This is a genomic window from Gulosibacter molinativorax, from assembly GCF_003010915.2.
Taxonomy (GTDB): domain Bacteria; phylum Actinomycetota; class Actinomycetes; order Actinomycetales; family Microbacteriaceae; genus Gulosibacter; species Gulosibacter molinativorax.
The window spans coordinates 3,030,733-3,045,014 of sequence record NZ_CP028426.1; the positions used below are offsets into that span (position 1 = coordinate 3,030,733).

Annotated in this window: 12 protein-coding genes; 9 read left to right on the forward strand and 3 right to left on the reverse strand. The window is 66.6% G+C overall.

Annotated features, from left to right (window positions below):
- Positions 1 to 65 precede the first annotated feature (65 nt).
- A complete protein-coding gene (gene acs, locus GMOLON4_RS14130) occupies positions 66 to 2,033 on the reverse strand; it encodes an acetate--CoA ligase (RefSeq protein ID WP_035733438.1) in 1,968 nt (655 codons plus the stop codon).
- A 135-nt stretch (positions 2,034 to 2,168) separates the two neighbouring features.
- Here acs and GMOLON4_RS14135 point away from each other — a divergent pair, with 135 nt between their 5' ends.
- Positions 2,169 to 2,840, forward strand: coding sequence for a TetR/AcrR family transcriptional regulator (locus tag GMOLON4_RS14135; protein WP_051267194.1), 672 nt, complete (start codon positions 2,169 to 2,171; stop codon positions 2,838 to 2,840).
- 27 nt (positions 2,841 to 2,867) lie between these two features.
- Here GMOLON4_RS14135 and GMOLON4_RS14140 read toward each other — a convergent pair whose 3' ends face one another.
- Both GMOLON4_RS14140 and GMOLON4_RS14145 read right to left on the reverse strand, forming a co-directional pair.
- Positions 2,868 to 4,511, reverse strand: a complete 1,644-nt coding sequence (locus GMOLON4_RS14140) for an APC family permease (RefSeq protein ID WP_051267196.1) — start codon at positions 4,509 to 4,511, stop codon at positions 2,868 to 2,870.
- The gene (locus GMOLON4_RS14145; RefSeq protein WP_026937564.1) at positions 4,508 to 5,920 is read right to left on the reverse strand and encodes a flavin monoamine oxidase family protein; all 1,413 of its coding nucleotides are present in this window, start codon (positions 5,918 to 5,920) and stop codon (positions 4,508 to 4,510) included. Before GMOLON4_RS14145 ends, GMOLON4_RS14140 begins: the two co-directional genes overlap by 4 nt.
- Before the next feature lie 277 nt (positions 5,921 to 6,197).
- Here GMOLON4_RS14145 and GMOLON4_RS14150 point away from each other — a divergent pair, with 277 nt between their 5' ends.
- The 8 genes from GMOLON4_RS14150 (at position 6,198) to GMOLON4_RS14185 (ending at position 14,269) form a co-directional block, all read left to right on the forward strand.
- Complete coding sequence (locus tag GMOLON4_RS14150) at positions 6,198 to 7,298, forward strand: TadA family conjugal transfer-associated ATPase (protein WP_084147620.1); 1,101 nt, start codon at positions 6,198 to 6,200, stop codon at positions 7,296 to 7,298.
- Positions 7,295 to 8,269 (forward strand): type II secretion system F family protein, encoded by a 975-nt coding sequence (locus GMOLON4_RS14155; protein ID WP_035733440.1) that lies wholly within the window; start codon positions 7,295 to 7,297, stop codon positions 8,267 to 8,269. Before GMOLON4_RS14150 ends, GMOLON4_RS14155 begins: the two co-directional genes overlap by 4 nt.
- 52 nt (positions 8,270 to 8,321) lie before the next feature.
- Complete coding sequence (locus GMOLON4_RS14160; RefSeq protein WP_035733443.1) at positions 8,322 to 8,540, forward strand: DUF4244 domain-containing protein; 219 nt, start codon at positions 8,322 to 8,324, stop codon at positions 8,538 to 8,540.
- Complete coding sequence (locus tag GMOLON4_RS16340; protein ID WP_026937566.1) at positions 8,537 to 8,887, forward strand: TadE family protein; 351 nt, start codon at positions 8,537 to 8,539, stop codon at positions 8,885 to 8,887. The genes GMOLON4_RS14160 and GMOLON4_RS16340 overlap by 4 nt, the downstream gene beginning before the upstream one ends.
- A gap of 94 nt (positions 8,888 to 8,981) precedes the next feature.
- Entirely contained in the window at positions 8,982 to 9,341 is a 360-nt protein-coding gene (locus tag GMOLON4_RS14170) for an Rv3654c family TadE-like protein (RefSeq protein WP_051267198.1), read from the forward strand.
- Between the two features lie 262 nt (positions 9,342 to 9,603).
- Positions 9,604 to 12,444, forward strand: coding sequence for a type I DNA topoisomerase (gene topA, locus GMOLON4_RS14175; RefSeq protein ID WP_026937567.1), 2,841 nt, complete (start codon positions 9,604 to 9,606; stop codon positions 12,442 to 12,444).
- Entirely contained in the window at positions 12,444 to 13,106 is a 663-nt protein-coding gene (gene tmk / locus GMOLON4_RS14180; RefSeq protein WP_106486682.1) for a dTMP kinase, read from the forward strand. The genes topA and tmk overlap by 1 nt, the downstream gene beginning before the upstream one ends.
- Entirely contained in the window at positions 13,103 to 14,269 is a 1,167-nt protein-coding gene (locus GMOLON4_RS14185; protein WP_026937569.1) for a DNA polymerase III subunit delta', read from the forward strand. The genes tmk and GMOLON4_RS14185 overlap by 4 nt, the downstream gene beginning before the upstream one ends.
- The last annotated feature ends 13 nt before the right edge of the window (positions 14,270 to 14,282 follow it).

The following is a 14,282-nucleotide window of genomic DNA, read 5'->3' on the forward strand; positions in this document are numbered from 1 at the left end:
ACTGGCGCCACCTCTCGATACGCTTCGCTACTCGAGGACCTTTTGTGTCTCGAGGACCTTTCCGCTTAGGCGTGGCGCGCGAGCACCTGCTGCTCGATCGCATCCATGACACTCGCATCCGTGAGCGTCGAGGTGTCGCCTGCAGGCTTGCCGTCCGCGACGTTCTTCAGCAGGCGACGCATGATCTTCCCGGAGCGAGTCTTCGGCAGCTCCGCGACGACAAAGACTTGGCGTGGGCGCGCAATCGCGCCGATGCGCTTCGCGACGAATCCGCGCAACTCGGCCTCAACATCCACCTGTGCGGCGGCCTCGCGCTGCGAATCTTTCAGCACGACGAAGCTCACGACCGCCTGGCCAGTGGTCTCGTCGGCGGCGCCAATCACCGCCGACTCGGCAACGAGGTCGTGATCGACGAGTGCCGACTCGATCTCGGCGGTGGAGAGCCGGTGGCCCGACACGTTCATGACGTCGTCGACGCGGCCGAGCAGCCACAGGTCGCCGTCGAGGTCGACGCCAGCGCCGTCGCCCGCGAAGTAGCGGCCGGGGTACTGCGACCAATACGTCTCGATGAAGCGCTGGTCGTCGCCCCAGATGCCGCGGGCCATCGAGGGCCACGGCTCGGTGATGGTGAGCAGACCCATCTCGCCGGGATCGACGCGATTGCCCTGCTCGTCGATGACCTCGACCGAGATTCCGGGAACCGGCTTCTGGCCCGAGCCCGGCTTCAGCGCATCCAGTGTCGGGATGGGCGCGATCATGTGGGAGCCTGTCTCGGTCTGCCACCAGGTGTCGACGACCGGGGTGCGGTCAGCGCCAATGACCTCGCGGAACCACTCCCACGCCTCCGGGTTGATCGGTTCGCCTACCGAACCGAGCAGGCGGATGCTCGAGAGGTCGTGTCGCAGCGGGATCTCGCGGCCGCTCTTCATGTAGCCGCGGATCGCGGTCGGTGCGGTGTAGAAGGTCGTGACCTTGTACTGCTCGATGATCTCAAACCAGCGGTCGAGCGTCGGGAAGTCGTGGGCACCCTCGTACATGACCTGCGTGGCGCCGTTCGCGAGCGGGCCGTACGCGATGTAGCTGTGGCCAGTAACCCAGCCGACGTCGGCGGAGCACCAGAAGACGTCGTCGTCGCGCAGATCAAACGACGTGCGGAACGTGAAGGCCGTCTGCGTGAGGTAGCCACCCGAGGAGTGCCATAGGCCCTTCGGCGCGCCGGTGGTGCCCGAGGTGTGCAGGATGAACAGGGGATGCTCGGCGTCGAAGGCCTGGGGCTCGTGGGTCTCGGCTGCGGTCGCGATCGTGTCGTGCCACCAGAGATCCCGGCCCTCGATCATCTCGATGTCCTTCTCGGCACGCTTGATCACGATGACCTTTTCGATCGTGTGCCCCGGCTCTGCGAGCGCCTCGTCGACGGTCTCCTTGAGCGGGAACTGACGACCCTTGCGGAGCGAGCCGTCCGCGGTGATGATGAGGCGCGCATTTGCGTTGTCGACGCGCGAGCGAATCGCGCTCGCCGAGAACCCGCCGAAGATCACCGAGTGCGTCGCGCCGATGCGCGCACACGCGAGCATCGCGAAAATCGTCTCGGGCAGCATCGGCAGGTAGAGCGTGACGACGTCGCCAGCCTTGATGCCGAGATCCTCAAGCATGTTGGCGGCACGCTGCACCTCGGCGTAGAGGTCGTTGTACGTGATCGTGCGGGTATCGCCTGGCTCTCCGATCCAGTGGATCGCGACCTTGTCGCCGCGGCCGGCGTGCACGTGGCGGTCGACGCAGTTCACTGCGACGTTGAGCTTGCCATCCGCGAACCACTTCGCGAACGGCGGGTTTGACCAGTCCAGGACCTCCGTGAAGGGCGTCTCCCACTCGAGTTCGCGAGCCTGGTCAGCCCAAAACGCCAGCCGGTCTGCGGCCGCGCGCTCGCGAATATCTGCCGGAATCTTCGTCCCGTCGATGAACTCAGGGCTCGGCGGGTACGTCTCGATCGGGTTGATCAGTTTTTCGATCTTGTCGCCCTCGGGTGCTGACATCCTCGTCCTCACTTATCGTTGTAAATGCATCGTTGCGTCAGTCAGTGTATGCCTCTTGGCATGGACTGCAATCCACCCGAAAGTTGGTAGTGAGGGGTCCCGGTTCCTGTGCAGGATGAAAAACCCGCCGCTTCAATGGCGAAACGAGGTGCGGGGCGTCCGCGGCAAGCGGTTCTGAACCGCGCGCGCATCACCGACGCCGCGATCGCCTTACTCAAAGCGGGCGGTCTGCGGGCTCTGACGATGAGCGCGCTCGCCGCACGGCTCGGTGTTTCACCAAGTGCGCTCTATAACCACACCGACTCGCGCGCGACGGTGCTCGTGTGGGTGCAGGAGGCGATCGCGAACCAGCTAGATGCATCCGGTTTCGGCTCCGAGCCATGGCGCGCCGCGACCGAGAAGTGGGCCTGGAGCTACTACCGGCTGCTGCGTGAGAATCCCTGGTTCGTGGAAATCACAGCGACGGTGCCGCTGCGGAAAGCGGAGGCCTCGGCGCGGATGTATGAGCGCGTCGCATATGGATTGCGCGCTGAAGGCTGGCTGGTGCGGGATGTGCTGCACACCATCTCCGCGCTCGAGTCGTTCATCTTCGGGGCGGCGTTTGACGCGGCCGCGCCCAACGACATCTATTTCACGGGGGAGCACTCGAAGGCGGCACCCATCCTTACCGCGATCGTCGAGGCACACAACGAGGTGATTGCCGACCCCGAGTGGGACACCGGCGAGTACACGTTCAACCTCGGCCTACAGGCGATGCTGGACGGACTACACGCCCGCCACTCGAATCCGCGGATTGCGAACGAGTGACGGGCGTCTAGCGAGTGAGACGTCGCCCTACTCGGCGACCTTGCCTTCCTCAGCCATCTCGTTGCCGACCTCCTCGGCCTTGAAGGGCACCATCTCGGTCTCCTGCAGCACTGAGCCGCGCTCGATCTCCTCGCCGCGGAAGAACGCGCGGTTCTTGATCGACTGCAGCAGCATGAGGATCACGCCAACCCCCAGGATGAGCATCCCGGCGAAGAACACGACGCCGACGCCGCCTTCCTGCGTGCCATCCGGCAGCGTGGTGGCGAACACCGCGTTCCCTGAGCCATAGTCCGGATCCATCGAGTCGTAGAGCGTCTGGAAGAACATCAGCAGCAGTGCGACGCCACCAAGTAGCGGCAGCAAGAACCTGCGGAAGAAGTTCGCGGTGCTATCGAACCACGTGCCGCGGAAGTACCAGAACGCCGCGAGCCCGGTGATGCCGTAGTAGAAGCACACCATGATGCCCATTGCCGTGATGGTGTCCCACAGCGCATCCTCCGACACGATTCGCATGATCACGTAGAACACGACCGAGGCGGTGGCGGCCCAGAAGGTTGCGTGACCGGGCGTCTTGAACTTCGAAAGCTTCCCAAAGTCCTTCGGAGCGGCGCCGTAGTGCGACATGGCCTGCAGAGTGCGCGCGGGGGAGATGAGCGTGGACTGCAGCGACGCCGAGGAGCTCGCGAAGATCGCGATCGACATGATCAACGCGAACGGACCCATGATCTCCGGCGCGAGTGTCGCGAAGATCGACTCCTGGTTATCGGGGTTGCCCGCGCCGGGGCCGCTCTCGTTCAGACCGGCGTACGAGAGCACCGCGATGGTGGTGAGCAGGTACGTCACGACGATGATGCCGATCGTGAGGAGTGCCGCGCGACCAGGGGTGCGGCGCGGGTCCTTCGTCTCCTCATTCATGGTGAGGATGACGTCCCAGCCCCAGTACATGAAGATCGACAGCGACAACGCGGCGGCGAGCGTCGACAGACTGAAACCGCTGCTGTCGCCGAGGAGCGCCGGATTGAACCAGTCCCACGAGACGGGCGTGTAGTCGTACGCGTCGCCCTGGACGATCTTGACGGTCGCGGCAATCAGGAACCAGACGACCGCGATCGCCTGGAGCCCGACGAGCGTGTACTGCACGCGCTTCGTGTCTTCGGCACCGCGATACGCGATGTAGGCGGCCAGCGCGGTAAGGACGGCGACGATCGGGATGTTGATCAACAGGTTTCGCGTGAGGTCGGCGATCTCGGGGTTGTTGAAGATCTGCGAGAGCCCGATAAAGAGGAAGTCGACCGCCACGGCGGCGAGGTTCGAGAGCACGAGTGCCGTCGCGGCCACGAGGCCCCAGCCCGCCATCCAGCCGATCCACGGGCCGAACGCACGGGTGGACCATGTGAAGGTCGTGCCCGAGTCCGGCATTGAGGTGTTCAGCTCGCGGTAACCCATTAGCACGAACAGCATCGGGATGAACCCGATGAGGAGGACGACAGGCGCCTGGAAGCCAGCCTCGGCGATGGTCGGGCCGAGGCCCGAGGTCATCGTGTAGGCGGGTGCGATACAGGAGATGCCGATGATCGCGCCCGCGAAGGCACCGATCTTGCCCTTGGACAGGCCCTTGAGCGAGAGGCTCTTCGTCGCCGTCGACGGGCCCTTGGCAGTGTGCTGGGTCACGCTTCTACCGCCTCCGATGCAGGTGCCTGCTCGGGTGCCGATTCGGCCTCGAGGATGCGCTGGGCGGTGTCGCCGCCGATGCGCACCGCGCCGTCGACGTGCTGATACCCGATGCCCTGGATGTCCGAGCTCGCGAAGAAGATCGGGCCCACGGGCAGGTTCTGGGTCGCGCCCCAGCGGCTGAGGCCTCCGAGGTCGTAGCTGCACGCGTACGCACCGCGAGTCCACTCCTCGGCACCCCAGTCGGAAAGGTAGAACGCGACCGGATGCATGGCTTCCTCACCGAGGTAGTCCGCGAGCCCGCGCAGGATGGTCTGCTTGCGCTCTTCCTCGGGCAGCGCCCACATCGCCTCGGCGGTGACGTCGACGACGAACCCGACGAGCGTACCGCGCTCCTCGCCGTGGTTCGAGTTGTCGTACACCTCTTGCACGGTGTGACCCGGGCCAAAACCGGTGCCGGACAGGCCCTTGTCGCGCCAGAACGGGCGGTCGTAGGCGGCGTGGACCTTGATCACGAGGCCCATCGAGTGGTGCTGGTGCGCGATCTGCTGGGTGCGAGGCAGCGCGGGCACATACTGGATGCGCGAGTACAGGTTCGGGGGAATCGCGAGGATCGCGTGGCGCGCGTGGACCGCGACCGAGTCAGTCACCGCGGTGACCTGCGACGGGTTGCCGGGGCCCGCATCCGACCAGTGCAGGGTGCGGACGGGATTGTTGAGGAGCACGTCGTCGCCGAGTTCTTCGGCCATGCGGATCGACACGGACTGCATGCCGCCGATGACGCGCTTGTCGAGGATGAAGTCGTCGTCGAGCAGGTTGTCGAACGAGCCCGCGGAGGACGCCATGAGGAGGGCCTGGAGGAGCGAGAAGGTGTGCGCGGGCTTGGTGAGCATGCCGCCGGCGATGAACGTGGCGGTGGTGATGCGGCCGATGTCGGTGCCGGTGACCTCGCGCAGCCAGTCCTCGAACGAGATCTTGTCGAACTCGGCGGCGCGCGGGTGGTCCCACGGGGCAGCGGGGTCGACCTCGGCGGCGAGGCGGTTGAGTTCGGCGCGAGCGGCTTCCATCCCGGCCTGGGCCGAGTCTTCTACGGGGAGCTCGACGCCGGAGTATTCGGTGCGGGTGCCGTCCGGGGCGATGTAGACGGCGTCGCCCTCGCGGTAGCGGTCGAACAGCTCGAGGCCGAGTTCCTTCGCCATGCCGCTGATCGCGGTCTGGTCGGGGGAGATCCACTGGCCGCCGATTTCGAAGAAGGCACCGTCGATGGTGTCCGACCAGGTGCGGCCGCCAACGCGGTCGCGCGCCTCGAGAACGGCGACGGTCTTGCCGGCCTGGGTGAGTCGGCGTGCGGCGGTAAGGCCTGCGGGGCCGGCCCCGATAATGACGACGTCACGGGTGATTTCTTGCATGATTGCCTTCCTTGCCAAATGATGCGATGCGCTGAATTTAGGCCCGGATGGTCGCGGCGAGCTTCAAGAAACTGAGGGTTTTTCGGGTTCGTGATCGGGAACATTCATTTATTCCTCGGGAAGCCAACAGCGAAGCCGAAGGTTGCCGGATGCGGCGCTCATTTATTCGTCGAGGAAACCTGCTTTCTGGCGCAGGTTCTCGCTGTGAAAGGCGGCTTTTCCACAGCGGTATTGGTGCGCCGAGCGGTGAGTCTTGTGAGCGCATACGGTTGCCCGCATGTACACCGAAGAAGCATCGAGGACCGGGACCGGCACGCGTGAACGATTCGTCGTGCGGCCGACCAGCGAGCGTCCGGCGGCGGTCGACCTCGTGCCCATCCCGGGGCGGGATGACTCGCGTCGGCAGCGGCGCGAACTCACGCGGGGTGAGGCGGAGGCCTTCGGCCCGCTCGCGGGGTTCATCGCCGATGGCGAGGTGACCGATATTTTTGTGAATGGGATGGCGGGACTGTGGGTGGATCGCGGCAACGGGCTTGAGCAGGATCGGTCGTGGCGGGCGCCGGGGGAGCGCGCGCTGCGGGAACTCGCGGTGCGGATTATCGCGGCTGGCGGAAGACACATCGATGAGGCTTCGCCGGCGGTGGATGTGCGCATCGGTGACGGGATTCGGGCCCACGCCGTGCTGCCTCCGATCTCGACGAGTGGGACGCTGCTGTCGATTCGGGCGCCGCGAACGATGCGGATCACGTTCGAGGAACTCCGCACCGCGGGGTTCTTCTATCCCGGGGCCGACGAGGTCGTGCGCCGCGCACTTACGGATCGCGCCAACCTGCTCATCACCGGCGCGGGTGGATCGGGCAAGACCACGCTCCTCGGCGCGCTGCTCGGGGAGGCCGCGAGGGATGAGCGGCTCGTCGTCATCGAGGATGTCGCTGAGTTGCGGATCGCGCATCCGCACGTCGTCTCGCTCGAGGCGAGGCAGGCCAATGTCGAGGGCGCGGGCGAGGTGCCGCTGGCCCGGCTCGTGCGCGAGTCGCTGCGCATGCGGCCCGACCGGCTCGTGCTCGGGGAATGCCGTGGCGCCGAGCTGCGTGAGCTCCTCGCGGCGCTCAACACGGGACACGACGGCGGGGCGGGCACGCTCCACGCCAATTCATTGAACGACGTGCCTGCCCGGCTCGAAGCGCTCGGCGCGCTGGCCGATATGTCGGCGGGGGCCATCGCAAGGCAGACGGTCTCGGCGATCGACCTCGTGATGCACGTCGAGCGGCATAAAGGCGTGCGCCAACTCGTCGATATGGGAGAGTTTTGGCTCGATGACGCCGGGCGGCTGCGGATCACGAGCGTGCGCAGCGGAACGAAACTGGAACGCGCGTGAGCGCCCGCGACACCTATCCCGCCGAAGACGCCGCCGCGGTAGTGGAGCGGCTCGCCGCACTGCTCGCTGGCGGCGGGGCGCCGGGGAACGCATGGAATCAGCTCGCGGAATTTTCAACGGCCGATGGCGATGGCGATGGCAACCGGCCCAGTCGGGGCCCACGATCTTGGTTCCGGCGTCGACGACAATCGGCGCCCCCGGAGTCGGTGGAAACCCAGATCGCGCGCGAGGTCCGCGCAGGTGCCGATGCCGCCGAGCTGCTGCGCGTGCATCCGAACGCCGCATGGCGCGCGCTCGGGGCCACCTGGCGGCTCGCCGAGGCCACCGGTGCGCCGCTCGGGCCAGCCTTGCGCGAGCTCGCCGCGGGATTTCGCGATATCGGGCAGTCAGAGCGTGAGGTCGCCATCGCGCTCGCTGCTCCGCAGGCGACGAGTCGGGTCGTGCTTGCGCTGCCGCTCGTCGGCCTCATCCTCGGCGCGGTGCTGGGCTTCGATCCGCTCGGCGTCCTTTTCGGCGGACCAATCGGCTGGGCGCTGCTGGCGATCGGCGGCACGTTGCTCGCCGCGGGCTGGTGGTGGAACCGTCGCCTTGTGAAGTCGGCGACGTCGAGGCCTGCGACGCCAGGATTCGGGCTCGACCTCGTCGCGATGGGGATGCTTGGCGGGAGCCCAGCCAAGGGCGTGCGCGCGATGGTCGGCGATACGCTGCGCGGCTGGCGTCTCGAACCATCGGGCGTCGAACGCGCGGGTCCCGTCCTCGACCTCGCGATGCGGGCGGGGGTTCCTGCGGCCGACCTCCTTCGTTCCGAAGCAACCCTGGAGCGGCGTCGCGCGCGGACTCAGGCGGCCAAAGCCGCTGCCCAGCTTGAGGTAGGGCTCATGCTTCCGCTTGGGGTGTGCATCCTCCCCGCTTTTCTCGCGCTCGGGGTGGCCCCGATCGTAATTGCCGTGCTCGGACGAGTGCTCTTCTAGCTTCCGAGCCCACACAGCGTGCCGTGCGACCAACCCACGAAAGGACCAACTCATGGACCGAAACCCAGGAACCGTACTTGCCGGCATCCAATCCCGTGCACGCCGAATGATTAGCCGAATCACTCACGATGACGAGGGCGCCGAGACCGCCGAGTATGCGATCGTCATCATGGCGGCGGTGGCGCTTGCGGGCGTGCTCGTTGTGGTCGTGCAGTCGGGCGCGGTCAGCTCGATCATCGAAGACCTCGTCGTCGGCGCGTTCACCGTATGATCCCGCGGTGGGTATGGCGGGCGCGCTCTGAGCGCGGTGGAGCCGCCGCCGAGTTTGCGGTCGCCATCCCCGCCGTCGTGCTCGTGCTCACGCTGTGCGTCGGCGCGGTCGTGAGCGCGAGCGCGTACGTCCGGGTGCAGGATGCGGCCGGTGAGGCGGCGCGTCTGTCCGCCCGTGGGGATGCGCCGGACTCGGCGTTGTCGATCGCGGGCAGCGGTGCGAGTGTCGACACCTGGGACTCAGGGGAGTTTCGTTGCGCGCGGGTGAGCGCGCCGATCACGATCGCGGGGATCACCGTCTCGGTCAGCGCCGAGGGAACATCCTGCGCGCTGCGCGACACCCGCTAGCTCGGTGAGTAGCCGCGCAGCGGCGTATCGAAGCGGGCCCACGATACGGCCTTCGGCATACTCGGGAGCCGAAACTACTCGCAAGGAGACAAACATGGGCATCGCAAAAGCCCTCGCGAGGTTCAACAACGACGCCGGCAGCGGCTCGGTGCTCGCCCTCGCGATCATCGGCGCAACGGTGTCGATCGCGGTCGCCCTGCTCGCCGTCCTCGGCGCGTTCGCGGCGCACACTCAGGCCTCGGTGGCGGCGGATGCGGCGGCGCTCGCGGCCGCAGACACTGCGTCGTACCGAATTCCGGGTGACCCGTGCGCGCGGGCCGCGGAGGCGGCCGCACTCCATGGCGCAGCGCTCGGCAGCTGCGAGACAACCCGAACCGAGAGCCTCGTGACCGTCAGTACCGACCTTGGCTGGTTCGCGATCAGCGCATCCGCACTGGCAGGGTTGCCGCGATAGTGCGTGCGTCGCCGGGTGCGCGCCGGTTCGTAACCGAGGCGGGAAATGGCGGGAGAACAAACGTTAAACCAAGCCCCACAATTGGCCACTTCCCAGCAGCAGATCTGCGCATCGACCGACGAAAATCGTCCCGCCTCTCTGGAATCGTGTTGTATGGTGCCCAGGTACGCGCTGTCGCAATTCGTTCAGTGCTGAATCTCTGCCTCGTATCTTCCCCCGATATATAAAAGAGGTACCGCCACACCCACTTGAGGAACGCAATTTGTCGAACTCACTCGTAATCGTTGAGTCTCCCACCAAGGTCAAGAGCATCTCGAAATACCTTGGTGATGGCTACACCGTGATGGCTTCGGTCGGTCACGTCCGAGACCTCATCGAGCCGAAGAATCTTCCCGCCGAACAGAAGCACGGCTCGCTCGGGAAGTTCTCCGTCGACGTCGAAAACGGCTTCCAGCCGTATTACGCGGTCTCGGATGCGAAGAAAAAGACGGTCACCGATCTCAAGCGGGCGCTCAAAGACGCGGACGAACTCATCCTCGCAACCGATGAAGACCGCGAGGGAGAGGCCATTGCGTGGCACCTCATGGAGGTGCTGAAGCCCAAGGTGCCAGTCAAGCGCATGGTCTTCCACGAGATCACCCAGGAGGCGATCGAAGAGGCCAAGGGCAAGACCCGCGACCTCGACGAGCACCTCGTCGACGCCCAGGAGACCCGCCGCATCCTCGACCGCCTTTACGGCTACGAGATTTCGCCGGTGCTCTGGCGCAAGGTTGGCCCGGGCCTGTCTGCCGGCCGCGTGCAGTCTGCCGCGACCCGACTCATCGTCGACCGCGAGCGCGAGCGCCTCTCGTTCGTCGCCGCGACCTATTGGGGCGTGGATGCGGACCTCAGCGCCGCGGGTCAGGGCTTCGGGGTGCGCCTCACGAAGCTTGGCGGGCAGCGGATCGCGACCGGCCGGGACTTCGACGACAACGGCAAGCTGAAGAATGACGCGCTCGTGCTCCTCGAGCCTGCAGCGACGACGCTCGAGGATGCGCTCAAGACTGGCGAGGTCAAGGTCACCGTCGCTTCGGTCGAGTCGAAGCCGTATACGCGCCGCCCGGCGGCACCGTTCACGACCTCGACGCTGCAGCAGGAGGCCTCGCGCAAGCTGCACTTCTCGGCCCGTCAGACGATGTCGGTCGCGCAGTCCCTGTACGAGAACGGCCACATCACCTATATGCGTACCGACTCGTCGAACCTCTCGACGCAGGCGATTAGCGCCGCGCGCAAGCAGGCGAGCGAGCTGTACGGCGCCGACTCGATTCCCGACAAGCCGCGCTACTACGGCAAGAACGCGAAGAACGCGCAGGAGGCGCACGAGGCGATCCGCCCGGCGGGTAGCGAATTCACGCGTCCGCGTGACCTCGTCGGCGTTGGCGATCAGGAGCGCAAGCTTTACGACCTCATCTGGAAGCGCACGGTCGCATCCCAGATGGCGGACGCTAAGGGGCAGACCGCGACCGTGACCCTGAACGGCTCGGCCGTCGACCTGCCGGACAGTGCGGGCACGGTCAGCCCGACGACGAGCGAATACCAGGTCTCGGGTACCGTCATCACGTTCCGCGGGTTCCTCGCCGCCTACGAAGAGGGCCGCGACGAGACCCGCGAGGGCAACGCGGATGGCAAGGAAGCAAAGCTGCCTCCGCTCAAGGAAGGCGAGCTGGTCGCCGTCGAGGGAGCCGAGGCGAAGTCGCACGAGACGAGCCCGCCGCCGCGCTACACCGAGGCGAGCCTCGTGAAGGTGCTCGACGAACTCGGCATCGGCCGCCCGTCGACGTACGCATCCATCATCGCGACGATCATGGACCGCGGGTACGCGAAGAAGCGCGGCAACGCGCTCGTGCCGGGCTGGACGGCGTTCAGCGTCGTGCGGCTGCTCGAGGAGCACTTCCAGGAGCTCGTGGAGTATGACTTCACCGCACAGATGGAGTCGGACCTCGACCACATTGCGTCCGGCGAGCAGGACCGCACCGAGTGGCTCGGCGAGTTCTACTTCGGCAGCGACGATCACCCGGGCCTGCGGAAGGTCATCGACAACCTCGGCGAGATTGATGCGCGTGCGATCAACTCGACGAAGCTCACCGACACCGCGACCCTGCGCATTGGCCGCTACGGTCCGTACATCGAGGTCGTCGACCCGAATGCGGCGGAGGACGCAACCCCGCGCCGGATCAACATCCCGGAGGAACTCGCGCCGGACGAGCTCACGCCCGAGAAGGTGCAGGAGCTCATTGACGCGCCGGTCGTGACAGACCGCGTGTTGGGGCAGGACCCGGAGACCGGTCACGACATCGTCGTGAAGGACGGCCGGTTCGGACCGTACGTGTCCGAGGTGCTGCCGGAACCCGAACCGACGGGCGACGCGAAGCCGAAGCGCAAGGCCGCGGCACCCAAGCCGCGCACCGCATCCCTGTTCAAGTCGATGCTGCCTGAGACCGTCACGTTCGATGACGCGATGAAGCTTCTCTCGCTGCCCCGCGTCGTGGGCGTCGAGGAGGAGACGGGCAAGGAAGTCACCGCGCAGAACGGCCGCTACGGTCCCTACCTGAAGAAGGGTACTGAGACGCGCACTCTGCCGGACGAAGACTCGATCTTCACGATCGATATGCCGGGCGCGATTGAGTTGTTCTCCCAGCCGAAGTACCGCGGCCAGCAGTCGAAGAGCGTGTTGCTCGACTTCGGTGAGGCCGATCCGGTGTCGGAGAAGCCCGTCAAGCTTAAGGACGGCCGCTTCGGTCCGTACGTCACGGACGGCGAGACGAACGTCACCGTGCCGCGCGGGACCGACCCGATGACCATCACGTTCGCGCGTGCGGTGGAAATGATCGCGGAGAAGCGCGCGAAGGGCCCGGCGAAGAAGCGCACGACCACCGCCAAGAAGCCCGCAGCCAAGAAGCCCGCAGCGAAGAAGACAAGCACGGCGAAGACGACCACGGCGAAGAAGACCACCACGGCGGCCAAGAAACCGGCCGCGCGCACGACGGCGGCGAAGACCACGGCCGCGCGCACTACAGCCGCAAAGACCACCGCGGCCAACGCCGCAGAGACTGAGGAAAGCTAATCGGCACGGTGACCACACGCGGGCTATTCATCACGTTCGAGGGCGGTGACGGGGCGGGAAAATCCACCCAGGTCGCCCTCCTCACCGAATACCTGCGGGGTCGCGGCCTCGAGGTGCTGCACACGCGCGAGCCTGGCGGCACGGAGCTCGGCCTCGCGCTGCGGGAGGCCGTGCTGCACAGCAAGAACGAGATCGTTCCGCGCGCCGAGGCGCTTATCTACGCCGCCGATCGCGCCAACAACATCGCCACGCGGGTGCGCCCCGCGCTCGAGCGCGGTGAAATTGTGTTGCAGGACCGCTACCTTGACTCTTCGGTCGCGTATCAGGGTTCGGGTCGCGATCTCGGCGCCGACGAGATCCGCGACCTCTCGCTCTGGGCAACTGACGGGGTCCTCCCGGACATCACGGTGCTCCTCGACATCGATCCGGTGGAGGGCCGTGCGCGCGTGACGGCGCAGCGCGGCGGCCTCGATCGACTCGAGGCGGAGGGGCGCGAGTTCCACGAACGCGTGCGCGCGACATTCCTCGCGCTCGCCGAGGCTGAGCCGCAGCGCTTTCTCGTGGTGGATGCGACGCTCGCGCCCGAGGTCATCGCCGCGCAGGTGCGTGCCCGGGTCGATGCGGCGCTCGCGGCCGCGCATCCCGGACAGGCCAGCGCGTGAGCGTGTGGAATGAGGTCGTCGGCCAGCCGCAAGCGGTCGAAACGCTTCAGCGCGCCGTGCGCGGCTCCGTTCGGGGGAGTGAAGATCAGCAGGCTTTCACCAACTCTTGGCTAATCACAGGGCCTCCGGGTTCGGGCCGCTCGACGGCCGCCTACGCGTTTGCGGCCGCGTTGCTGTGCCCGAACGGGGGCTGTGGGACGTGCGATTCTTGCATCCAGGTGCGGCAGCGCTCGCACCCCGACCTCACGGCCGTGGTCACCGAGACGCTGATCATCACGATCGACACCGCGCGCGAACTCGTGGCCCGCGCATCGCGATCCCCGATGAACTCGAACTACCGAGTCATCGTGGTCGAAGACGCCGACCGCATGATGGAACGCACCTCCAACACCCTGCTTAAGGCAATCGAGGAGCCCGAACCGACCACGGTGTGGGTGCTGTGCGCCCCGAGCGTGACCGACCTCTTGCCAACGATTCGCTCGCGCGTGCGCACCATCGGCCTCCATAGTCCGGCGGTCGAGGACGTCGCGGCGCTGCTCGTGCGCCGACACGCTGTCACGGAAGAGGTCGCGCTGCGGGCCGCCGCCGAGTCGCAGAGCCACGTCGGGATGGCCGCTCGGCTTGTCACGACGCCGGCCGCGTGGGAGCGCCGCGACCGCGCGCTGAACGGCGTGCTCGGGCTCCGCACGGTGGGGGATGCGGTGCGCAAGGCCGCCGAGTGGGTCGCGATCGCGGACGAGGACGGGAAAGCAGCTGCCGAGGACCGCGACGAGAAGGAGCGGCAGGAGACCTTCCGCTCGCTCGGGCTGGATCCGAACCAGACCATCCCCCGACAGCTGCGCGGGGTGTTTCGCGAGCTCGAGGAGAACCAGAAGCGGCGCGCCAAGCGAGCCACGCTCGATGGCGTGGACCGCATCCTGACCGACGTGCAGTCGCTGTGGCGTGACACGCTCATGCTGCAGTTGGATGCCGGGGTACGCCTTGTGAACGAGACGCGGCGGCCTGAAATTGAATCTGCCGCCCGCTCAGGTCAGCCGTCGTCGACGATGGCTAGCATTGAGAGCATCAGCCTCGTGCGCGAACGGCTCGCCGCGAATGTCCCGCCAACCCTCGCGTTGGAGGGCCTGCTGGTTGGCTACGTCGCGAGACAAACACAGGCCTGAGGGCCGGATGGAG